The sequence below is a fragment of the Paenibacillus solani genome, assembly GCF_050475945.1.
Taxonomy (GTDB): Bacteria; Bacillota; Bacilli; order Paenibacillales; family Paenibacillaceae; genus Paenibacillus_AQ; species Paenibacillus_AQ solani_A.
Window position 1 is genome coordinate 237,889 of the sequence record NZ_JBCMXJ010000015.1, and the last position, 22,314, is coordinate 260,202.

20 protein-coding genes and 1 pseudogene are annotated in these 22,314 nt (G+C 44.0%); 16 read left to right on the forward strand and 5 right to left on the reverse strand.

Annotation, left to right across the window (positions count from 1 at the left end):
- The first annotated feature begins 110 nt into the window (after positions 1–110).
- From ABEQ74_RS16060 to ABEQ74_RS16105, 10 genes are all read left to right on the forward strand, one after another.
- Positions 111–1,265 (forward strand): hypothetical protein, encoded by a 1,155-nt coding sequence (locus ABEQ74_RS16060; protein ID WP_430123141.1) that lies wholly within the window; start codon positions 111–113, stop codon positions 1,263–1,265.
- Positions 1,265–2,515, forward strand: a complete 1,251-nt coding sequence (locus ABEQ74_RS16065; protein ID WP_430123142.1) for a CpaF family protein — start codon at positions 1,265–1,267, stop codon at positions 2,513–2,515. Before ABEQ74_RS16060 ends, ABEQ74_RS16065 begins: the two co-directional genes overlap by 1 nt.
- Positions 2,512–3,369, forward strand: coding sequence for a type II secretion system F family protein (locus tag ABEQ74_RS16070; RefSeq protein WP_430123143.1), 858 nt, complete (start codon positions 2,512–2,514; stop codon positions 3,367–3,369). The genes ABEQ74_RS16065 and ABEQ74_RS16070 overlap by 4 nt, the downstream gene beginning before the upstream one ends.
- Before the next feature lie 14 nt (positions 3,370–3,383).
- The gene (locus ABEQ74_RS16075; RefSeq protein WP_430123144.1) at positions 3,384–4,256 is read left to right on the forward strand and encodes a type II secretion system F family protein; all 873 of its coding nucleotides are present in this window, start codon (positions 3,384–3,386) and stop codon (positions 4,254–4,256) included.
- Positions 4,257–4,269: 13 nt separating this feature from the next.
- On the forward strand, positions 4,270–4,467 hold the full coding sequence (locus tag ABEQ74_RS16080) for a Flp1 family type IVb pilin (protein ID WP_430123145.1): 198 nt from the start codon (positions 4,270–4,272) through the stop codon (positions 4,465–4,467).
- Between the two features lie 4 nt (positions 4,468–4,471).
- Positions 4,472–5,134 carry a TadE/TadG family type IV pilus assembly protein gene (locus ABEQ74_RS16085; RefSeq protein WP_430123146.1) on the forward strand — a complete coding sequence of 221 codons (663 nt, stop codon included), beginning with the start codon at positions 4,472–4,474 and terminating at the stop codon, positions 5,132–5,134.
- Positions 5,135–5,136: 2 nt separating this feature from the next.
- Positions 5,137–7,368 (forward strand): hypothetical protein, encoded by a 2,232-nt coding sequence (locus ABEQ74_RS16090; protein WP_430123147.1) that lies wholly within the window; start codon positions 5,137–5,139, stop codon positions 7,366–7,368.
- Between the two features lie 17 nt (positions 7,369–7,385).
- Complete coding sequence (locus tag ABEQ74_RS16095; protein WP_430123148.1) at positions 7,386–8,363, forward strand: pilus assembly protein; 978 nt, start codon at positions 7,386–7,388, stop codon at positions 8,361–8,363.
- Between the two features lie 199 nt (positions 8,364–8,562).
- Entirely contained in the window at positions 8,563–9,075 is a 513-nt protein-coding gene (locus ABEQ74_RS16100) for an A24 family peptidase (protein ID WP_430123149.1), read from the forward strand.
- A gap of 12 nt (positions 9,076–9,087) precedes the next feature.
- Positions 9,088–10,935, forward strand: a complete 1,848-nt coding sequence (locus ABEQ74_RS16105; RefSeq protein WP_430123150.1) for a DUF6382 domain-containing protein — start codon at positions 9,088–9,090, stop codon at positions 10,933–10,935.
- 1,571 nt (positions 10,936–12,506) lie between these two features.
- Here the strand turns inward: ABEQ74_RS16105 and ABEQ74_RS16110 are convergent.
- The 3 genes and pseudogenes from ABEQ74_RS16110 to ABEQ74_RS16120 form a co-directional block, all read right to left on the reverse strand.
- On the reverse strand, positions 12,507–12,920 hold the full coding sequence (locus ABEQ74_RS16110) for a stalk domain-containing protein (RefSeq protein ID WP_430123151.1): 414 nt from the start codon (positions 12,918–12,920) through the stop codon (positions 12,507–12,509).
- A gap of 665 nt (positions 12,921–13,585) precedes the next feature.
- Positions 13,586–14,329 (reverse strand): hypothetical protein, encoded by a 744-nt coding sequence (locus ABEQ74_RS16115; protein ID WP_430123152.1) that lies wholly within the window; start codon positions 14,327–14,329, stop codon positions 13,586–13,588.
- A 365-nt stretch (positions 14,330–14,694) separates the two neighbouring features.
- Positions 14,695–15,060, reverse strand: a pseudogene (locus ABEQ74_RS16120) (DUF2621 family protein).
- A 153-nt stretch (positions 15,061–15,213) separates the two neighbouring features.
- Between ABEQ74_RS16120 and ABEQ74_RS16125 the strand changes: the two are divergent.
- From ABEQ74_RS16125 to ABEQ74_RS16135, 3 genes are all read left to right on the forward strand, one after another.
- Positions 15,214–15,708 carry a hypothetical protein gene (locus ABEQ74_RS16125; protein WP_430123153.1) on the forward strand — a complete coding sequence of 165 codons (495 nt, stop codon included), beginning with the start codon at positions 15,214–15,216 and terminating at the stop codon, positions 15,706–15,708.
- Between the two features lie 572 nt (positions 15,709–16,280).
- Positions 16,281–16,466, forward strand: a complete 186-nt coding sequence (locus tag ABEQ74_RS16130; RefSeq protein ID WP_430123154.1) for a hypothetical protein — start codon at positions 16,281–16,283, stop codon at positions 16,464–16,466.
- Between the two features lie 338 nt (positions 16,467–16,804).
- Complete coding sequence (locus tag ABEQ74_RS16135; protein WP_430123155.1) at positions 16,805–17,116, forward strand: hypothetical protein; 312 nt, start codon at positions 16,805–16,807, stop codon at positions 17,114–17,116.
- Positions 17,117–17,334: 218 nt separating this feature from the next.
- Here ABEQ74_RS16135 and ABEQ74_RS16140 read toward each other — a convergent pair whose 3' ends face one another.
- Positions 17,335–18,252, reverse strand: a complete 918-nt coding sequence (locus tag ABEQ74_RS16140) for a copper amine oxidase N-terminal domain-containing protein (protein WP_430123156.1) — start codon at positions 18,250–18,252, stop codon at positions 17,335–17,337.
- Positions 18,253–18,365: 113 nt separating this feature from the next.
- On the opposite strand from ABEQ74_RS16140, the gene ABEQ74_RS16145 reads away from it, so the two are divergent.
- Positions 18,366–18,986 carry a hypothetical protein gene (locus ABEQ74_RS16145; protein WP_430123157.1) on the forward strand — a complete coding sequence of 207 codons (621 nt, stop codon included), beginning with the start codon at positions 18,366–18,368 and terminating at the stop codon, positions 18,984–18,986.
- A 319-nt stretch (positions 18,987–19,305) separates the two neighbouring features.
- On the opposite strand, the gene ABEQ74_RS16150 is transcribed toward ABEQ74_RS16145, so the two are convergent.
- On the reverse strand, positions 19,306–19,779 hold the full coding sequence (locus ABEQ74_RS16150; protein ID WP_430123158.1) for a DUF2621 domain-containing protein: 474 nt from the start codon (positions 19,777–19,779) through the stop codon (positions 19,306–19,308).
- Positions 19,780–19,903: 124 nt separating this feature from the next.
- On the opposite strand from ABEQ74_RS16150, the gene ABEQ74_RS16155 reads away from it, so the two are divergent.
- Both ABEQ74_RS16155 and purU read left to right on the forward strand, forming a co-directional pair.
- Positions 19,904–21,025, forward strand: coding sequence for a deoxyribonuclease IV (locus tag ABEQ74_RS16155; RefSeq protein WP_430123159.1), 1,122 nt, complete (start codon positions 19,904–19,906; stop codon positions 21,023–21,025).
- A 275-nt stretch (positions 21,026–21,300) separates the two neighbouring features.
- Positions 21,301–22,200 (forward strand): formyltetrahydrofolate deformylase, encoded by a 900-nt coding sequence (gene purU / locus ABEQ74_RS16160; protein ID WP_430123160.1) that lies wholly within the window; start codon positions 21,301–21,303, stop codon positions 22,198–22,200.
- Positions 22,201–22,314: the final 114 nt, after the last annotated feature.

The window sequence follows — 22,314 nt, forward strand, 5'->3', positions numbered from 1 at the left end:
TATTCTAATGTCAAATTATAACAGGCAACGGAAGCACCGTTCATTGACCGCATTTATGCGGCTTTGACGGTGCTTTTTTGTCGTTGCTACAGAAGAGAGGGATTGGCCATATGATACCGGCCCGACTTGTGCTGGCAGTGCAGGATTCCCGGTATGTTGAACCGCTGCTGAATTATGTGCATGGAAGCTCTTACGGTACGGCTCTGCAAGTGATTGCATTTACGCGTACGGATTCGTTCCTTCGTTATATGGAAACGGGAGAAGTACCGAATTTGGTCGTAGGTGATACGGAAATGCTGGAATGTTGGCTCGCCCGTGGGGAAGTCTCCATCCCTTGGCTGCATTTAAGTGAAGGCAATACAGCTATCTCTTCTATGGAAGGTGGTAATAGTACCCCCAAGTATCAGCCGCTGCCTCAGCTTCTGGATGTCATACTCAGCCACTGCAAGCGAAGCGGGGGGGCCGCTGAGAAGCTGAATGCCGGCAGCACACCGATACTCGGCATTGTTTCTCCACTGGGCGGAAGCGGGAAATCGACCATAGCGATGAACATGGCGAAGCAGCTGGGTGTTCTGGGTTTGAGGGTTTTCTATCTTAATTTGGAGACCGTGAACAGCAGCGCCTTGTTTCTTTCCGGTTCTGTAGGTATGGAGGGAAGCTTCTCAAGATTGCTGTACGACATGAAGGCCGCTCAAGAACCGATATCAGGGAGCGAGTTGTCGGTAACCTCATATATTATCCGGCATCATGGCCTGAAGTGTGATTCCTTTGAGCCCAATTTCAATGTGAAGGAAATGGCGGAGATGACCCGGGAGGACACGGCATTGTTGTTGAACTCTCTTGTTTCTTCCAATCATTACGATGTCATCGTGGTGGATACGGAAGAGTATATGGGGGAGCGAATGCAAGCCGTTCTCGAACAGGCGGGACTGCTGATTTGGGTGCTATTGGATGACCTTATTAGCATACATAAAAGCGGTGTATGGGTCGATCAATTGGAACAGAGGCACCCTGCTCTTTTGGAAAGCGTAAGAAAACGGAGCACATTCATTGTCAATCGTTTTACAGGCCAGCTTGTGAACAGCTTCCCCCGTAAAGATATCAGCATCGACGGCGTACTGCCCTATATACCTTCATGGAAGCAGCTCCATCAAGAAGAACTACTGTTGTCCTCTCCAATCTATCAGAGAGAGGTGTTGAAGCTCTGCCGGCAGCTGCTGGAGGGCGCGGGTATCATGGCGGTACAAGCGGGTGGTGGGCAGTGATGATGGAAGATCCGTTCAGGTCGGTTCGTGATCAGGTGCGCTCCGAGCTTGATATGAGTGCCAGCATTTCCAACTCGGAATTGATGGTCCGCATTGAGGAGATGGTGTGGAGAAGACGCGAGCTTATGGAGCTGACGGCGACAGAGAAGCGAAGGCTGGTGCGCCGGGTATATGATTCTTTTCGCGGGCTGGATGTGCTCCAACCTCTGGTGGATAACCCCAGGATTACGGAAATTATGATTAACAGCCATGAGGATATATTCATTGAGCAAGATGGCGAGGTTCAGAAGCTGCCACTCCAATTTGAGTCCCAGAACCGCTTGGAAGATATCATACAGAGCATTGTCGGTACGGTAAACCGTGTGGTGAATGAATCAACACCCATCGTGGATGCCAGATTAAAGGACGGTTCCCGGGTTAATATCGTGCTTCCTCCTATAGCGCTGAAGGGACCGACCATGACGATTCGGAAGTTTCCGGAATCGCCGATGACGATGGATGATTTGGTTAGGAGGGAAGCCTTGACGGAAGAGGCGGCTGAACAGCTTCGTATCTTGGTCAAAGGGAAGTACAACATTTTTATAGGAGGCGGAACAGGTTCAGGAAAGACAACCTTCTTGAACGCCTTGTCACAGTATATTCCTCCAGATGAACGTGTCATTACGATTGAGGATTCGGCTGAACTGAAGATCGTTACTGTCCCGAATCTCGTGTCTTTGGAGACCCGTAATGCCAACACCGAGGGCCGGGGGGAAATCGCGATACGCGACCTTATCCGTTCTTCATTGCGGATGCGTCCCAATCGAATCGTGGTAGGTGAGGTGCGGGGCAGCGAGGCGTTGGATATGCTGCAGGCGATGAATACGGGACATGACGGGAGTTTATCGACCGGCCATGCGAACAGCACTCAGGATATGATAAGCCGCTTGGAGACAATGGTGCTGAGCGGGGCGGATCTCCCGATTAGCGTCGTCCGTCAGCAGATTAGTTCGGCAATTGATATATTTGTTCATTTATCCCGGCTTCGCGATCGGTCGCGGCGAGTAACAGAAATTAGCGAAGTGATCGGAATGCAGGACGGCGAGGTACTGCTGAATCGACTGTATCGTTTCCGGGAATCAGGCGAGTCAGGCGGACGTGTGATCGGACGCCTGGAACCCTGTGGCAATCCGCTCCAATCCGTGGACAAGCTTCATATGGCCGGGATTACAGCATGGCCGCTGCAGAAGATAACGGAGGTGACGGGATGAAACGATCCCAGAGTTCAGCCTTGATTCCAAAGCGAAATCGGAGGGAGCGGGCGGTGAAGGAAAGAAAGGGAGACAGGCAGGCCGAGTCTACTGCTGCAGTCCGTACACACACCTTACCTGATTACAGTGTATATCACTTTTCGATGGGTCAGAGAACCGGATGCATAATCGTTGGCGGTCTACTGTTTTTTTTCATCGGTTACCTGTTTTATCATCACGTGATCTTGTCCCTGTTGCTGGGAGCCGGAGGTTTGATAGTTCCCAAGTTTTGGCGGCAGTTCATGTTGAAACGCAGACGTAACACGCTCAATCTTCACTTTAAGCAAGCGTTGTATTCCCTGTCCTCTTCCTTGTCAGCTGGGCGGTCGGTAGAGAACGGGTTCAGGGATGCTGTTCAGGATCTGCTGCTTCTCGATCCCGGAGGTAATAGCGATTTAATCTTTGAGCTTAAAGTCATTGTGTCCCGCTTGGAATACGGTGAGCCAATCGAATTGGCGCTGCAGGATTTCGCCCGGAGGGCAGGGATGGAGGATATCTCCAACTTTGCGGATGTGTTCTCGACTTGTAAACGGACAGGTGGCGATTTGGTTGAAGTCGTGCGCAGAACCTCCTCTATTATCGGTGAGAAGCTGGATATCCAGCAGGAGATATCCGTCATGATTGCCCAGAAGCGGTTCGAATCCAAAGCGCTGCTTGCCGCGCCGTTCCTTCTGCTGCTGTTTATGAATATGACGTCTCCCGATTACATGGAGCCTATGTACAGCGGCGCAGGAATTGTTATCTCTACAATCGCACTGGCAGCACTAGGTGGGTGCTTCTTGTGGATCAACAAAATGATGAATATCAAAGTGTGAGGAGGTGAAACGGCATGCTGACGTGGATATCCGGCGCGCTGCTGGTTCTGCTTGTGGGTGGTTGGGTGGTGCTGAATTATGCGTGCGGCGAACGATACCATCGTCTTGCGACGTTATCAATGGAAGGGCTGAGACTGCAGAAAGTGGCGCCGCCCTTGTTGTTCCTCTTGGAACGGGGGAAGGTCCCCATGCGGTTGCCGATTGTCTTTTATCGGATGCAGGCCTCGATTCAGAAGATCCATGGATTGCGGCACAGTGCAGAGATGACCTTGTTGTTTATGGCGGAAGCACTCGGATATACATGGCTTATTTTGATAGGGGGTTCTGTATGGTCGTTGGTGTCAGGAGATGGCACGGGCCTTATAGGAGGTTTAGGCTTAGGCGTATTGCTTCCCGTTGCGTTGACCAAGGATCTTCACAAAAAGGTGATGCTGCGGGAGCAAGATATTATTCTGGAGCTGCCCGAGCTTTTAAACAAGATGGTGCTGCTTGTCGGAGCCGGAGAGACGGTGCAGCGGGCAGTCATTCATTGTGTAGAGCGGAATGAGAATATGAATCATCCATTGTATATAGAGCTTAAGAGGATGGTGCTTGAATGGGAAGGCGGGCATCCGTTCCAGCAAGCCTTCGAGCAGTTTAATAAACGGTGCGGCATACAGGAAGTCTCGATATTTACAACAACCGTGCTGCTTAATTTTCGCCGCGGCGGAAACGATTTTGTGTTGGCACTGCGTGATCTGTCCCGTGTGTTGTGGGAGAAGCGCAAGGCGATCGGCAGGACAAGGGGAGAGCAGGCCTCCTCGAAGCTGGTGCTGCCGATGGTGGTTATTTTTATGATCGTGATTGTTTTGCTCGGGGCGCCTGCATTTATGATGATGGATATGTAGAAGGGATCGGTGTATGAATATGATGTTGACCATGATCAAGAACGGAATGAAGGCTTTTTGGAAGGATGAGAGAGGGATTGGAACACTTGAGATGATTCTGATCCTTGTTGTTATTTTGATTATTGCGTTAGTTTTTAAAACACAGATTACGGATTTGGTAACCAAACTCTTTAATAATGTCAACAATAAAAGCCAAGAATTTCTTAAATAAAGGGATGCGGAGAAGATGGAAGGATGATTCGGGAAGCTTCACGATCGAAGCCTCCCTGGTACTTCCTATCGTGTTGATGGTGACGGTTCTGTTTCTATTCCTCTGCTTGTATATCTATCAGCAGTCTATGCTGGTCCAGGCTTCGGCTGCAGCCTCTGAGCGGGCGGCATATAGCTGGGATAACAGCCACAAGGTGGCAGCAACGGGTTCTGTAGAACAGGGACTTCATGATTCACTTTATTGGCGGTTAACGGATGATCATGTATTAGGACTTCTATTCGGTTTGGCGGGTGGCGACGGAAGCAGGTCCATATCCTTGCCGGGTGGTGGGGAAGGCAACGGAAAGCTGCCCGAACTAAAGATGTCCAAGGGAGGTACAGCTGTTCCTTCAAGCATGGCGGGAGAGATGCGCTATACGAATCAGCTGCTTATTCGAAAAGTATCAACGTCATTGCAAGAGCAGGTATCGCTAACACCGCTAAACCGTATCTTGGATAACGGAGGCGAGATCAAGGTAGATACACAGTCCATCGTGGTAGATCCGGTTGAGTTTATTCGCACTGTGGATTTAATGCGATATTACGGATCGAAATTTCAAGGCGGAGGAAATGGAACGAATAAGGCTACTGCAGGAGAAGTTCTACAAAAGTTCGGAGGTTTGCGATAGTCATGTTGAAACGAGAACGAGCACGTTCTGTCAAGAGAAAGAGAAGTTGGCAGCGGTCGTCGGATGGATCAGTTTCTGTTTTTTTGATTATCGCCTTGGCTGCTGTATTCATGTTTGTAGCCGTATTTATCGATTTTTCCCGCATAGCAGCGATGAAGGTGCAGAGCGAAAGACTGACAAGAGCAGCTGTACGTTCCGTAATGTCGGCCTATGATCCGCAGCTGCAGAAGGAATATGGATTATATGCTCTTGGAGACAGCAGTGGTGATCTGATTATGGGCAATGTGCTCAATGAAACTTTGAACCCGGGCAACAGGAGCGATGCGTTCTCTTTGATGGCCTTGGAAGTTGACAGCTCTGGCCTTGAACTGCAGCGCCAGCTTGGTAGTTATGATATCTTCAACCGGCAGATTATCGAGGATATGAAGTATAAAGCACCGATTGACTTCACGCTGGAGCTTGTCAACAAATTTAAGCCCATGTCGCAAGGGATGAAGGAAGCTTCCAATACGGTAGATGTCCTAAAAAAGCTTCGCAAATTGTATGACAAGCGGGAAGATGCGCTGGATGAGATGCTCGCAAAGCAGCGTAAGGCTGGAGCTAATGCTATGAAGTTATCAAAGCTGGTCATGGATCCGCCAGGGCAGTCCATCCCCGATACTTCGCTAGGTGGCAGTGTCTACAGCGCTGCTGACGTGGCATCACAGTACGAGGATTATAAGGTCAAAGAACAAGAGGATGCGGACAGGCCTCCTAAGGAGAAACAGTATACGCTGCTGCTGATAGCTTACCGCAGCGCGATGTCTTCCATGGGCTCGCAGATCTCGAGAGAGGCAAGCCAGCTCCAGAGGGAGAACGAGAAGCTGCTTGCGGATGCTCATAAGTTATGGGAAGAAGCCAGGGATCTGAATGAAGAGATGAAACAGGTCATTAAGGACTCCGAGAATCGTTCATCCAACGTAGGATATGACCAGGTCACGAATGATGTAACACCGGGATCAACCGATTCTTCCGCTGTAGAGGCGGAAATGATTCAATCCATTCGTAAACAAGCGGATAAGCTGATTCACGATGATGGACTCCTGAATGGCTTTAGGCAAGAGATTGAGAATCAGGAGAGGTATTTTCAGCAAGTTATCCAATCTGTTTCTTCTCTTCAATCCTCATGGGGCGGAGAGGGAATGAAGGGGCCGATACTTGAAGCAAGCCGTTCATTGCAAGGCTTCATATCCAGTTATGGGGTGTCTGGAAGCGGCAATATCATCGATCGGCAGCAGGCAGCCCTAGAGCAGTTTCGCACATCGGATAAGGAACGAAAGGCGATGGAGAAACAAGCTAAGCAGAAGCTGAAGGAGGCAACCAAGGTCATTGAGAGCCTCAACGGGCTAGGTGGGAATCATCAAGCTATTATGGACGAGTTTCGTGAGCTTCAGCAGTACTATGATGACAGTCTTCAGTTTAATGCTGAAGCGGACAGCATGAATAAAGGGAAGTCAATGGACGACGATCCGTACGATGCAGGCAAGAATGCGATGGATAATATGGACGGTATGTTTGGATTTATGGGGAACGTGCTCGGTGGTGTCAGGGATGAGCTGTTTCAGAATGAGTATGCGGTTCATTACTTTCAGCATTTTGATATTGGGAATTTATCCGGAATCGCGGACGGCTCCCAGAGTGGCGGGAATATGATAGAAGAATTTTCCATTGAAAATCAGGAAGTGGAGTATATATTGTACGGGTTCCATAATCCTGCCGGAAATATAGCGGCTGCCTATGCAGAGATTTTTGCTTCCAGGCTTGCGATTCGGACGATGGAAGGATTCATCGTTAATAGCAAACTCGGAAATCCATTGGCGATTTTGGCAGCAGCAATACTGTACGGGATTGAGAAGGCGATAGAGGACATGATTCGGTTGTGTCAGAAGGGGAGTGTTCAGTTATCCAAGTATGTTCCCGTTGAGTTAACTTACAGGGATCATTTACGGATATTTATGTTCATTCACAGCAATAACGAGAAGAAGATGTCTCGTATGTTGGCGCTAATTCGACTGAACACCGGCATTAATCCCGCTGAACGATACACTTACGCTTCTGGGGAAGTCAGCACGGCGATGCGATTATGGTTTTTACCAGGGGTGACAAAAGCGATCGGTGTTGTATTTGGAAACGATGGGGATGAAGTACAGGGGAATCGTTACTTGGTAAAGCGCCATGCCGATTTCTCTTATTAGGATTAGGGGTTACTCGTATGAGACGATTGTCAGGAATACAGCAGCCATATCGTAAGAGCAGAGCATCCGAACAAGGAAGCATGATAGTTGAAGCAGCTCTGGTGCTGCCGATGTTTATGTTTTTTGTCATATTTCTCATATATATCGTGCAGATGACACTAATATCCACTGCACTCCAAAGTACGGTTTCGGATACTGTCAAAACTGTGGCGGCCCATATGTACCCTATTTCTCTTGCAGTACAAGCCAATTCCGATGATAGCGGAACAGGGGAGCCAAGCACATCCCATTGGGAGATTCCGCAGTTGTCGCTCGCTGACTGGGTATCTAAGTATAGTGATTCACTTCCTGCTCCTGTTAATGAATGGGTTAGGGACGCAGTCGCCTCTGGTGAGGAACCGCTGCAGCAGCTCAAGAATCAAACCATAGAAGCAGTATTGGACCCGGTGCTTAAGCCTGTGCTGAAACCGTTTATGCCTGGCAATCTCCTGGACTATGACAGAATTCATGTGTCTAATGTACGCATTCCAAATCTGAAGAGCGGGGCTAGCCCATATTTTGGTATAGAGGTGAATTACGCGCTTCCGATCCGGGTTCCTTTCTTGAATAAGCGTATTGTGCTGCAGGCGAAGGCACAAGAACGATTATGGATTGGCGATACCGGCGAAGGAGGGGCGGGCTCAGGAACAGACGATGAGACGAACGGGGCTATCGAGCTGCTAGAGAAGCCGAATCCGGCGGTCGCTAGTAAACAGGCTTCGGTAAAAGTGAAGGTAGAGCCGGGCAGTAGTGCTCAATTGTCAGTCTATTATAAGAGCGGTCAGAGCACAGCGAAATACTTGGGATGGAAGACGGCAGACGAGAATGGATATATCGACTGGGAATGGAATGTAGGATTCAATACAACTCCCGGTACGTGGCTGTTTGTTGTTGAGACAACGGACGGGGAGCGGATCGAAGTACCGTTTACCGTGGTTGCGCGGTCTGATGGTTGAGCTATGAAAAACATAGTCTCGGGTGCAGCACTATGTGTGTGTTAGAGGTTCAAACTCAATAGACAGCTTGAACACCCGTAAAGCATAAGACTATTGGGTAACATGGAGGATGATCAGGATGGGTGTCTGGGTGTATCTAATAAGCAAATTCTATTGGTTATTCCTGCGAATAGTCTCAGCAAGGGAGTTTTGATATCGTATGGCCGTTGCATTTATTGTTTGTGCCGTTTATCTGATTGCAGCCTTCTTCACAGACCTTCGATCGATGAGAATACCGAATGTCTTAACCGTTTCAGCAATGCTGTCCGGTCTGATCTATCATAGTATTGTGAACGGATGGGAAGGCTTGTTCTTTTCATTAAAGGGGCTTGGCGCGGGTTTCCTCATCCTATTGCTTATGTACTTTATAGGGGCTGTGGGAGCAGGTGATGTGAAATTGTTCGGAGGGATCGGTGCTTGGACCGGTCTATGGTTTACCGTACAGGGAATCATGTATTCGGTTCTATTTGCGGGAGTTATTGGTCTGTTAATACTGCTGTGGCGGCGGGAGGCTATAAAGCGACTGCGCAAACTTGCTGGCAGCATCGTGGGGGTCTTTATCTTCAAGAGCGGGTTGCCATGGCGTAACCATCAGGAGGAACATTTGCGATTTCCATTTATGATTGCCGTCCTTCCTGGTGTAATCAGCACTTATATAGTACTGCATGGGTAGGGGGAGACGCTTATGTTCGGATTAAAAGCGGATTTTAAGCAGAACGGTGGAACAATCATGGTGATGGATCGCCCTGAGGGTATCCCATCCACCGATTTGAATCATGTACAGCTTGGTATGATCCGTTCTTCAAAGATTCCTCATCTTCTGAGGCTGCATATAAAAGAAGTCGATTTTAGAGTAACACTGGAATATGACATTACCGGCAAGAAAATGCTGTCTCAGGCATTAAAAAGTGAGCGCATGACACTAACCGAGTATTTCGGATTGCTGCTGCAGATCGCGACTGCTCTGGACGATAGCAAGTTGTATATGCTGCAACCGGAAAATTATATACTTCATGAGGATTATCTATTTATCGAAGGTTCATTGAATCTGGGTACTTTACATTTGACCTATGTCCCAATAGCAGCCATCGATGAAGGCAGCAGAAACCTCCCTATATTGCTCAAAGAGTTAATGACAAGGCTGCTTGCATCCGTATCTGAGCTACGGGGAGGAGGTGTCCAAGCGCTGATGTCCTTTTGCAGCGATACAAGCTTTAATCTTAAAGGATTCAAGAGTCTGGTTGTTGAGCTGCTTGCGAGAGAAGATGGTGATGAACACCGTGTCGTTAATCAAGCAAATTCAGGAGTGCCTGCACGCATGAATGAAAGTTTGCCGAGTAACGCGATCCAATCTAGAAACATCACCTTCTCCAAGCCCGCGTCTGCAGTTACAGAGCCAGCTAACACTCGGGCAGCAGTGCCCCATGCAGAGAAAGATGCCAATACAGATAAACAGAGCTTAATTCGAAGCTTGACGGAACGTACCAATGAAATGCTTGGGAAGAAGGTTAGATACGAAGATAACGATTCTCATCCGGACCGCAGTTACTCGGGTTCAGTTCCTGCGTGGCCGTCTGATGGAGATAATAGTGCTCTGGAAGGCTCGGATGATGATAAAGCTTCGCCGGTTCGCACCTATATATTGTTGGGATGTTTGCTCGGAACCGCTATGGCTTGGAGATTGTTGTATATGAATCAGCCGAATACCCTGATGCTCGGGTTGTCGGTTGGGATTACGGTCCTCCTAGCTGCAGTAGCTTACCTTGGCTGGACAGGAAAGCTTCGCCTTCCCTCACGCAGGAACGACGAGTGGAGCGATTCACTGCCGATGTTTGAATCAAGTGAGCTTGGTTCGCAGGAGCAATCCAAGTGGAAGCCGGTCCCTCGTTTTCAGGCTGAGCCTCTATCGGGACTCCTAACGGGCAACCCAGGAACAGACCAAAGGAAGTCTGAGCCAGACCCGGAGGAGGGCAGGGAGAGCTGGAGATGGAAAGTTCCTGAGCCTCCATCCCATCCTGAGAGGCAGGAACGTTATTCTGCACCGTCGCAAAGTTATGATTATTCATCCGGACGTGAGGCTGCAGCCTCGGCTTCTTATGAGGAAGAACAGGGGGACTATTACGCCCAGCTGTCCCAACGTACAGAGGTGCTTTCTTCCTCTGGAGCCGGGGGAGCTACTGTGCTGCTAAGCGGAGAGCCAGCGGCTCGTCCAGCAGGGCAGCGTCCACCAAGCGCCTATCTGGAGCTGAACGAACCGAATGCACCCGCCCCTCAGCGGATTGAGCTGCACCAGCCACATTTCATCATCGGTCGGTCACCTGACGTAGCCCAATTTGTTGCTCAGGGAGTGGGAACTTCACGAGCACATGTGGAGCTTTCGCGTGAAGGCGGAGAATACGTATTAAAGGATCTGGGTTCAAAAAATGGTACGGTGTTAAAGGGGGAGGCCATGGTGCCATATAAAGAATATCCTCTGATGGAAGGGGATGTCTTTACTATTGCGGGATGGTCGTTTACGCTGCGGCGGAGTTAATATTAAGTCGAGATCACATGTGTTGAAGAAAGAGCAACAATAGGTTATAGCTTTGCCCAAGCAGACTAAAGAGAATTCGTGAAATTCACGAGGATATAACGAAAAAGATAAATTCGCCTGAGCCTGTGGCTTAAATACTTGGATAGAGGTAAGGCATATCTTTGGGGCCAAAAAAGAAACAGGAATCATTTTTAATGGGCTTAGAGATGAACTCAGAATAATTGTTGAAAAGACTAAAGGCGCTCCTTGATATTTAGGAGTGCTTTTGGTCTTTTTCTTGTTTTAACTAGATCTATAGAAACATTTGGCGTGATGCTTATGGTAAAATATACCTACTGACTATAATGAGACTAAGTTTGTATATTCCAGTCTATTTCAACATTTTTCAGAAGCAGCTCTATCAGAAATGAGATGGACCTTCATTATATTGCTGGAGTCAATAGTTTTAGTTATAAAGTGATGATTTCATAAAAGGGAGAAGTAAATTGAACAAATTAGATCCTGCCTGGATTGGACTTGGTGGAGTTCTTGCTGGTTCGTTGGTTGGTTCACTAACTACATGTTTAGGATAAAGATTGATCTTTTAACAAACGGGATTGAGTAACTATGAATAAACTTCCTGAGATCAGCAAGAACGTGAACACAATTTAAAAGATGCCGTTCTTTCTTTTAATCATGGGAAAAGAGATTCACTTAAATACATTCCCAGGCAGAAAGAAGATATTTAATTTTATATAGATAAATTTATGTCCGCAGAAGAAGGTTCTTAAAAATGAAAAAGACAACGTTTTTGAAGTAAATCCTAATTTGAGAACTATAAATTTATCGGAGTGTATAGACAGACTAAAACATCTTTGCCTATTCACAATATCTGAGGTTCTAGAAAAAATTTATTATTTAAATGGTATTAGAAATCAGTTTATGGATTAAGAGGTTATTCTATCAGAAGAAGGGATGCTTGAACTTTTTCGCAAAATACAATTGGACTATGAGATATGTGTTGAATTTTTGGTTCATTGAGTGTTTACAGGATTCTGAGTTTAGAATCGATGTCTAGTTGAATCTGGGTAGTTTAATACAAATCAAATTGACCACTTGACCAGCAGTTAGATTACTCCAGTGATAACCAATTTGGTTAATCTAGAAATTAATAACCAAGGTGTGTAAATGGGAAATTCACATACTAAAAAAATCCCCTTCAACAATGAGTCAATATGTATTGGGTGACATTTGGTGTCACATCATTTAAAATTCAAAGCCACTCTCTCTTGTTTGGGCTCATACTTGGCTTCCATTTTCAGATCCAATGCTTTGAACACATCATTGATTGGAACCAGATATCCTTTTGTTTTTTCGTTATATACAACGCCTTTGCTTGACTGCTTATCGAGAACAATATCATATGTGTTGTTATTCTGCAGGTTCTTAAGCTTGTATGATTTTTGTTTTTCTATGATATCAAGATACTTATATTCGCTTGCATAGTGCTGAGCTGTCACTAAATCAGGATCGTCATTACTAGATTCATAAATCATGTAATCATTTGAAGCAATAGAGATGAGAAGATCTAATCATGAAGCTTCAAAATTGTGATATATGGTGTCACCCTGTACGAACAATGCAGCTCCCGTTACTAAAGGATAATAGTTCTTGTCCACTTTAAGTTTTAATTCAATGTTTTCATCTAACCTGATAAATTCCCCAGTACTTGTTGTCTTGCTTGAGCCAGAAGCAGTTATTCTATTATCTAGCATAATATTTCCTTTGTTTAACGTTAAATTATATCCTAAAGCATTAGAAACCTCTCTGACGGGCAAGTATGTAATTCCATCAATAACAACCGGCTTGTTCTTCAAGTTTTGTTCTTTTCCATTAACATACACCTTATAACTTGCTTTCGTGGCGGTTAACTTGCCTGATGCTGCATAAGATACCCCTGAAAAAAACACTGCCCCACATATAAACCCGATTACGGCCTTTTTCATAGATTATTCCTCTCTTAGAAATATTAACTAAATTCTACCATTGAGGAACTCCTAGGTCTATGGGTTTATTGAGAACGCGAGATTATCTTATATTATAGAATTTTTCAAGCATCGCGTATCAGGATATTATAAATTACCTTGCGAAAGGGAAAAGTTGAACGCAACTCCAATAGCATGGTTGTCTATACATATATACTTCCCGAAATCTACGGATAATGACAAAACTTCGCAGATTCGGATCTATATGTGATTGATGTTTAATTTGCATTCGAGATATCCAACCGAATGTCTTGGTGATATAGGTTTATAGTCTATAGTGGATTTTTATCTTATGGAAGGGTAAGTGATAAATAAATCCTTGATATTATTTAAACACCAAGTACTAGGAAAAAGGGATCATCGTTTTGATGATCCCTTTCTAAACAAGCTAATTTGATTTTTTAATTAAATATGATCTAATCTCAGAAGTGAAATAACCAACCAAATATGTCCCAAGAATGATTAGTTGAACAGACAGTATACCCTTTGATGATAAGCCCCAACTCTTAAAAAAATTAGGAATCCAAAATATACAAACCATAGCTAAAATAATCAATATTAATACTGGAAGAGTACGTAGCAGTGCCTTCATAGTTGGCTCCCTTATTCATAGTCTTCATCATAACTTAAAAGCATTTTGTTGGCAGGTCACGCGGCCAGAAGAAATGCATCAGAATATTTTTCACTGTTGTTTTTCCTACTTCTTTACCAACAGTTAGACAAACTATGGATTTCACGAGGTCGACTTCATACATCTCAAATGTGACGGACATATCTTCATCTCTTACTGTCTGATAAGCAGTGAGTATCAATCCGGTAACAATTGCAGTAATCGCAGCAGCAAAACCCGCTGTAATTATAGCTTTGTATGCTAGTATTCCAAATAATGCACCTACGGCAGCTACTCCTATTCCTAAGATATAGCTTGCATCACCGGCAGCTATATAAACCTTATAGCCAAACCCCTTGACTGCACTCCAAATTTTTTCGATTTTACTACCTTTCCAAAATCCACTCTTAATCCCGATCTCCCCCTGTACAGGAGCAGAATTAGCACTCTCTATAGCTTCTTCGAGATTTTTCTCAAATTGGAAATATGTTCTTTCTACAACAATAGATTCATTATTATTTGCTAGAAGAGCGAGATTATCCTCACTATTTATACTAATTGTTGAAGAAACTGTAGCATAATGAGTATTGCCGTCATTATTATTTTTCACTTCAACAACCGACATTCCATTTTCGGCATTAGTGTAGACAACTGTAGATTCACAATCACATTCTTCGGATTGAGCATACGCCGGGGCAACAACTGAAAACAACAATATCAAGGATAAGAATAGACTAATCATTTTCTTATTTTTAATCAAGGTTAAATCCTCCTAAAAAAAGTGATTTATTTGAAATCCGGCCGGATATTCAAATCATAACACGATATACATGTAATAATATACCATAAAAGCGCTTTAGATGGAATAAATAATATAATTATCCTTATATTTTAATATATTCCTCGTTTTTATGTCGTTATGAGACTAAAAAACTATCCAATCAAACATAGATTATAAATTTGTATGGGAATGTATAAATCTCCCAGTTGTTCAAAACTAATACTATTAATGGGGGTTATATGAAAGAAGAAGGTTACAAATGATATGAGGAAACTGAGAAGTTTTAGGAACATAAAAAGACATCAAAAGCCCCCTTTACTATTATTGAAGGGGGCCAGAAAATGTCACTTATTAATTAAATGCTGATAAGGCTTGTAGTCGATTTCCTTCATCTGGAGGAAATTCATCAGGAATTTGTAATCCCGCTTTAGGCGTGGCCACGATGTAACCTTTGATGCAGTGATCCCGGGTTACTTCGGTTGCACCGGATTCGACGGCGATTTTGCCGATTTCGGTTGCAATGGAGTGTTTGGCGATATCACGGAACGGTCCTAGCACAGGCTACACCAGTTCATTCAGAAATGTTTTGGATTCATCGGTCATAGCAGACGGCTTCGCTCTACCCGGTAATTTTGCCAATCGAGCTTTGATTTTCCATCTGCCTTGGGAAGTACTTTGAGAAACTTGCGTAACATGAAAAATCCGCCAATAGTATATTAATCTATAGGAGTTGAGTCTAATGTCAAATAGACAACGGTTTAGCATAATATTGTCTAGTGCAGTTTTTTTATGTGGTATAGCAGTCATAATATTTTCATTCCGACCAGCACAAGTCACTTCAACTCTAGAGGAAAAACCGCTCATTGCTCAAAGGATCAATAACAGAAGAACCAGGTTCTCCAACTCCACCTAAAAAACCACTTTCTGTTCATGCTACAATGCTAGACTACACTTATGACATTAAAGAAATGAGAGATGAATCAGATTTGATAGTTGTGGGCGAAGTCATATCACAGTATGAACCCTCCAGAGCTACCGTTGGGTCTGTAATTCGAGTAATTAAAGTTTTCAGGGGTGAGCAGTCAGACGAAATAGTAGTATTTCAATTTGGACAGATCAATGAAGAAACAGTAATTGAACCAAACAAAACTTACTTGTTCTTCATGGCATCTCAGAATATAGAAGGCCAGTATTACACTAAAGGCGGGGAACAAGGGATATTTCTAATCGATAATGAAATATTAAGACCACAAGATATCATTATGAAGGAAGAGTTTGAAACAAAGTTCAATGAAGAAGACGTATTTAATATCAATGCTAAATCTACCAGTGAGTTTGAAAAATGGCTATCTGAATAGAAGCAGCAGCCGTTTCTCGGTTAAGCATCGAGGAACGGTTTTATTTTTTTGTAATCCTAACATTGTTATTTTGCTCACTCATCAATTTTTTCACGTTATTGTCTTATGATACGACAATAATTTACATTTATTTAGAGAAAAAGATAGCAGAGGTTTAAAATGCTGCTTTTGTATCCTTTTAATTAAACGAAATTTATAAAACAAATCCCCCTGACCCTCTCTCGAGGACTAGGGGGAAACTTTTGAGAAAGAAAACCCTCTTTTGGAGGGGGATGTCTTTATTATTGCGGGATGGTCGTTTACTCTGCGGAGGAGTTTATTTTAACGAACAATTATACGGTAGAAGAAAGAGGATTAATTGTTTTCCTAGCTAATATTCAATGGTCTCAGAGAAAATTGAATTATTGTAGAAAAAAACCAATGGCGTTCCTGGATCTTTAGGGCTCGCCTTTGGTTTTTTTCTTGTTTTTAATAGGACACTGGAAACATTTGGGGTAATACTTATAGTAAAGTATACACATTAACTATAATATGACTAACTTTGTATTTATTAATATAAGGAGGAATTTGATGTGTCAGAAGAACTAAATAGAGAAATATTGAGAGAGTTAAAAGAAATAAATAATAAACTAGATACCTTAAACTCGTCAAAGGGGTTATCAGGTACTCTAAAAGTTATTGCTCTGATATTCGGGTTTTTAGTGATAGGACCTTTGCTAATAGGGATTATTGTGTATCTATTTGGAATAACTGGCTAAAATGTTCTTTATGATTCTTATCTTAAGTTCTGAAAGGAGAGGAGATGTAGGAGAGAGGCATATAGTGCTTCATTATTAGTCCTAGCCACCTATCTTTATTTACGAACTTTCGGGGATTGAATGATCAAATACAACCTATGATTACCTATCACTTTATTCCAGCAGATTTATATATATGCGGAGAGCATCTAAAATTTGTCGCTTCATTATTTGGTTAAGCGACATTATCCCTTATATAACAACAAGCAATTCAAGATTAAAATGAGACCAAGTCCTCAGGAGTTATATTCCATATTATGTTAATGTTAAATTATACCAATAAAAGGAGGTAATGTATTATGAATATCAAATCTTTAACAATGGGTGCTCTAATAGGGGTATCAATGTTATTTGGAAGTGTGAGTGCGAGTGCTGCACCTGTTGATACAAATTCTGTATCTCCGTATGCTTCCGAAAATTTGGTCTTGCGCGTCGGTGAAAACCACACCTTTAGTGGTACAATCTCCATGGTTGATAATATACAGAATGTAATAGCTGTAACATATCCGTCGACGATTAGAGGAATCAAGCCGGGAAGCGCAAAACTTAGAGTTTATAGTAATGGGGTATATACATATTATGATATTTTCGTAAAAAGCGGCATATGGTAAACCTACGTTCTTATAATTAAAGCATAGTATCACTAGGGCACTACGCAATGAGTTCATCTTCTTTTGCGTACCACTAAAGGATTACATGCAGAACGGCTTAGATATGTTACGTATATGGCATGTCATTGAGAAGCGGAACCCCCGGGTATTAAGGCAGCAATCCTGCCCTAATACCCGGGGGTTCGTTCTATTATTATTGAAGTGTGCGTTCGAAATATTTATAACGAACTAGAATAGATCATATACTCCGTATCGCCGGTTGGGTCAAAATACCAGTAAGCTACCTTTTTCGAGTAATTATAAGATCCTCCATATAAGGGCCAGCGTGTAACATACATATTGTATTCGGGAACGAAAACATTATACTGGGCATCGTATCCGCTTGGGTAAGAGGAACTGGCAAAGAAGGTAATGATAAATACGTAGACATTTTTGTAGCCGTATTTTTTATGTACATGGTCGGCAATGTTCTTGGTTAACAGATGCCCTGTTGAAGGTTTGCTGTCAAAGGCGTCGATAATGTTTTGCATCGTTTGTTCATCCGAAATTTCTACAGCGATGGAGATTGTATCCGAATCGTCTCTGACGCCATAAGTTAACTTGTTCAGGTGCAGTTTCCCAGAGGAGAGATTCGAGTATTTGGATTCCAATTCCTCTTGGATTTTGTCGGTTTTCGTTTTGACTGGTGGAATCGGAGCAGGCTTTGGTACAAACGGCTCTGTTCCTTGGTAACTGGTTATGTTGATGGTATTTCCTTTTACGGCAAGAGTTGCTCCAGTGGCTTCGCTAATAAAGCGTAGCGGAACGAATATGTTTCCGTTAATTGATACAGGCGGAGATTCGAGCAGCACACGAGAGCCGTTTATATAGGCGTTTTTATTGCCAACGGTCAGCACCAGGTTGATTCCTTTTTTAGTTCCTGTAATTTGCTGTTTAGAAGAATCCCACTTCACGGAGAGACCTAAGCTTTTGAATATAGGAGCGAATTGTACCAAGGTTACCCCGTCTCGCACAATAGGAGCTTGCATCCCCACTTTAACGCCATCTACATTGACGATATTGGCTGGTGCCGCAACTGCAGCTGGTACGAGGCATGTAAATAATAGAACTATAATCGCAGCGATTTTAAACTTCATGTCTTTCTTTCCTCCTGGGTCTGTTGGTATATATTTCTTATAACAGTCTATTATACTTACTTTGCAATTGATATCCTTAATTCTTAAAGAGTAATCTATAGGGGTTGAGTCTTGTGTCAAATAGAAAACGGTTAACTATAATATTATCTAGTGCAGTTTTTTTATGTGGTATAGCAGTCATAATAGTATTTTTATTCCGACCAACACAAGTTACTTCAACATTAGAGGAAAAACCGCCCACTGCTCAAGGATCAAAAACAGAAGTACCAGAAACCCCAACGTCACCAAAAAAACCACTATCTGTTCACGCTTCCTATTCAGACTTCAATGCTGACCTTGAAGCTATGAAAGATTCAGCATATGTGATCGCTGTAGGCGAGGTTGTTTCTCAACATGAGCCCTCTAGAGTTGCGGTAGGCTCTGTAATCCAAATAAACAAAGTTTATAAAGGAAACCCACAAGAGGAAATAATAGTGACTCAGGTAGGTCAAATTAATGAAGAGACAGTACTTGAACACGGCAAAGCATATTTGCTTTTCTTAGGGGATCAGGAGGTCGAAAACACATATTACGTTAAAGGTGGGGAACAAGGAATATTCCTAATCGATAATGAAATCTTGAAACCTCAAGATTATATTATGAAGGTAGATTTGAAAAAAAGATTTAATGAGGAAGTTTCATTTAATATCAATGCTAAATCTACTAGTGAGTTTGAAAAATGGCTATCTGAATAGAAGCAGCAACCGTTTCTCGGTTAAGCATCGAGGCACGGTTTTTTATTTTTCTGTGATCTTAACCTATGTTATTTTGCTGACTCATCAATTTTTCAAATTATTGTCTTCTGACACGACAATAATTTTACATTTGTTTTACATACCTCCGATAGCTGGGTTATTTAAACGATGCTTTCATATCCTTTCAATTTAGCGGTATTTTAAAAAACAAATCCCCCTGATCCTCTCTCAAGGACTAGGGGGAATACTTTTGAGATCAATACGGTTGTCCAGTCATTAGATTGAGAAGAATAACCATTGATCCATTTAGGTTGTGTCATCACTTGTTAATTAAATGCTGATAAGGCTTGTAGTCGATTTCCTTCTTCTGGAGGAAATTCATCAGAAATTTGTAATCCCGCTTCGGCGTGGCCACGATGTAACCTTTGATGCAGTGATCCCGGGTTACTTCGGTTGCGCCGGATTCGACGGCGATTTTGCCGATTTCGGCTGCAATGGAGTGTTTGGCGATATCCCGGAACGGTCCTGGAACAGGCTGCACCAGTTCGTCCAGAAATGCTTTGGATTCATCGGTCCATAGCGGGCGGCTTCGCTCTACCCAGTAATTTTGCCAATCGAGCTTTGATTTACCATCTGCTTTGGGAAGCACTTTGAGAAACTTGCGGAACATGAAAAATCCGCCAATCCCCATCAGTCCGAGCATGACCCATCCCCAGAAGGCAATGGAGTACATGAACCAGGATGGCGGTGCACTGGACGATAAATAACCCAAAACGGCTCCTGTGCTCTGCATCTGTATATCACCTCAATGATTATTTCACATGACACTTTCACGAGAATTATAACGCATTTCTAGATTTATTTCGACTTACAAGCTAAAATAGGTGTAATTGTGTGTTAAAAAAGGGGGATACAGCATGTTAAAAATTGGTTCCCACGTGTCGTTCTCAGACAAGGGATTGCTGACTGCAACGAATGAGGCCAAGTCTTACGGGTCCAGCTCGTTCATGATATATACCGGCGCTCCGCAAAATACACGCCGCAAGCCGATCGAATCCATGTATATTGAAGAGGGCAGAGCGGCTATGCAGGAAAACGGGATTGATGAGATTGTGGTCCATGCGCCATACATTATCAACCTCGGATCGTACAAGCCTAACACGTACGAGCTTGCCGTGAGCTTTCTGCAAGAGGAAATTCGCCGAACGCATGCGGTCGGCGTGAAGAACATCGTTCTCCATCCCGGCGCTTATACCGATAAGGATGCGGAATACGGTATTGATCGAATTGCCGAAGGCCTCAATGAAGTGCTTGGCGGTACGGATGAGACTGAAGTGAAGATTGCGCTTGAGACCATGGCAGGCAAAGGTACTGAGATGGGCCGCAGCTTTGAAGAAATTGCTTCCATTATAGATAAGGTGAAGTACAATGACCGTCTGGCAATTTGCCTTGATACTTGCCATATCCATGATGCCGGATATGACATTGTGAATGATCTGGACGGCGTACTTGAGCAATTCGACCGATTGATCGGCCTCGACAGATTAACTGTCGTGCACGTGAATGACAGTAAGAATCCGCGTGGAGCGGGTAAAGACCGTCACACTCCGATTGGAACCGGATGGATCGGGTATGAAGCTATTCAAAGAGTAGTCCATCATGAAAAGCTGCAGGGCAGACCATTCATTCTTGAGACACCTTGGATCGGTAAAGATCCGAAGAAGCAGCGGCCGATGTATGAGATCGAGATTGCACTGCTGCGTGGTGATGTGGAAGGGCGCTTCGGATCTGATTTTGTTCAGCAAGTACAAGAGCTAGGCGCATTCTTTAATAAGGAAGGCATCGATTCCCGTTCTTTCGTGCTGGATACCTGGACGCTCCTGAAGAATGATGCCAAAGCCAAAAAAGCGGACCCTAGAGAACCGATGGAACGTTTGTATGATATGGTCTTAGCGGCAGGATTGTTGTCCGACTTGTCAGAAGAGCAGATCAATCAACGTTTGATTGCTTGGTTGTCAGGCGCTACTCTGACGGCATAGGTTCCATTGGAATGAGACTTAGTTAAGTTCCGGTCTGAATGTAAAGCAGTATGATAGAGAGTGTCCTCAGCTAGAATGCAGTTTGGTTTTTTGGATGAGGCACTCTCCAATTATTGAAAAGTGGACGTCAAACCTTTATGAAAGTTGTCTTTAGGCTTTCATGTAGGTTGTCGTCAGGGTTTCATGTAGGTATTCGTCAGGCATTTATAAAGGTTGCCTGTAAGCATAAACTATTGAAGTATATTGTAGAAGTATAAGGAGGATCACCTAGTATCATGGAAATACACATCAAGAAAGATTTGTCATCAGCGGCAGGCCAGTACCCTAATCGTGCCCGCATGCTGATTTCCTGTCCGGATGGACCAGGAATTGTAGCGGCAGTTTCCCGCTTCTTGCATGAGCATGGAGCAAACATTGTGCAGTCTGATCAATACACGATCGACCCCGACGGCGGAATGTTTTTTATGCGGGTTGAATTTGATCTGGAGGATTTGAACACCAGGATTTCCAAACTGGAGGAATCCTTCCGGAAAGTGGCGGATCAATTCCAAATGGAATGGAATATCTATCACGCCGCGCGCAAGAAGCGGTTGGCGATTTTCGTTTCGAAGGAAGATCATTGTTTGGTAGAGCTGCTGTGGCAATGGCAGGCAGGTGATCTGGATGCAGATATCGCACTGGTTGTGAGCAACCACCTCGACATGAAAGAATATGTGGAGTCATTTGGTATTCCTTATCACCATATTCCGGTTACGGCCAATACGAAGCCTGAAGCAGAGAGACGCCAACTGGACGTCATCGGTGATGATATTGATATGATCATTCTCGCGCGTTATATGCAGATTATCTCACCGACCTTTATCGAGCATTATCGGAACCGGATTATCAACATCCACCACTCCTTCCTCCCGGCTTTTGTGGGCGGCAAGCCTTATGCGCAAGCCTATAACCGCGGCGTGAAGATTATCGGTGCGACCGCACACTATGTAACTGAAGAGCTCGATGGCGGACCGATTATTGAGCAGGACGTGCAGCGCGTAAGTCATCGGGACGATGTTAACGAACTGAAGCGAATTGGCCGGACCATCGAGCGCGTGGTGCTGGCGAGAGCAGTTAAATGGCATGTTGAGGATCGAATTCTGGTGCATAACAATAAAACGGTAGTTTTCAGCTAATGACGTAGCAGCTTAAGGCAGGATGAAGAGAGAAAACGGGCAATACCCCGCTCCGGCGGCCACTATCCGTGGCCAACAGCTCATTGGAATGATATACCATAGATCATGTAATGG

Coding starts and splice junctions, on each gene's coding strand:
- ABEQ74_RS16085 (WP_430123146.1), top strand. CDS start 4,472: ATGCGGAGAAGATGGAAGGATGATTCGGGAAGCTTCACGATCGAAGCC.
- ABEQ74_RS16155 (WP_430123159.1), top strand. CDS start 19,904: ATGTTAAAAATTGGTTCCCACGTGTCGTTCTCAGACAAGGGATTGCTG.
- ABEQ74_RS16095 (WP_430123148.1), top strand. CDS start 7,386: ATGAGACGATTGTCAGGAATACAGCAGCCATATCGTAAGAGCAGAGCA.
- ABEQ74_RS16100 (WP_430123149.1), top strand. CDS start 8,563: ATGGCCGTTGCATTTATTGTTTGTGCCGTTTATCTGATTGCAGCCTTC.
- ABEQ74_RS16065 (WP_430123142.1), top strand. CDS start 1,265: ATGATGGAAGATCCGTTCAGGTCGGTTCGTGATCAGGTGCGCTCCGAG.
- ABEQ74_RS16105 (WP_430123150.1), top strand. CDS start 9,088: ATGTTCGGATTAAAAGCGGATTTTAAGCAGAACGGTGGAACAATCATG.
- ABEQ74_RS16060 (WP_430123141.1), top strand. CDS start 111: ATGATACCGGCCCGACTTGTGCTGGCAGTGCAGGATTCCCGGTATGTT.
- ABEQ74_RS16075 (WP_430123144.1), top strand. CDS start 3,384: ATGCTGACGTGGATATCCGGCGCGCTGCTGGTTCTGCTTGTGGGTGGT.
- ABEQ74_RS16080 (WP_430123145.1), top strand. CDS start 4,270: ATGAATATGATGTTGACCATGATCAAGAACGGAATGAAGGCTTTTTGG.
- ABEQ74_RS16150 (WP_430123158.1), bottom strand. CDS start 19,779: ATGCAGAGCACAGGAGCCGTTTTGGGTTATTTATCGTCCAGTGCACCG.
- ABEQ74_RS16110 (WP_430123151.1), bottom strand. CDS start 12,920: ATGAAAAAGGCCGTAATCGGGTTTATATGTGGGGCAGTGTTTTTTTCA.
- ABEQ74_RS16090 (WP_430123147.1), top strand. CDS start 5,137: ATGTTGAAACGAGAACGAGCACGTTCTGTCAAGAGAAAGAGAAGTTGG.
- purU (WP_430123160.1), top strand. CDS start 21,301: ATGGAAATACACATCAAGAAAGATTTGTCATCAGCGGCAGGCCAGTAC.
- ABEQ74_RS16140 (WP_430123156.1), bottom strand. CDS start 18,252: ATGAAGTTTAAAATCGCTGCGATTATAGTTCTATTATTTACATGCCTC.
- ABEQ74_RS16135 (WP_430123155.1), top strand. CDS start 16,805: ATGAATATCAAATCTTTAACAATGGGTGCTCTAATAGGGGTATCAATG.
- ABEQ74_RS16070 (WP_430123143.1), top strand. CDS start 2,512: ATGAAACGATCCCAGAGTTCAGCCTTGATTCCAAAGCGAAATCGGAGG.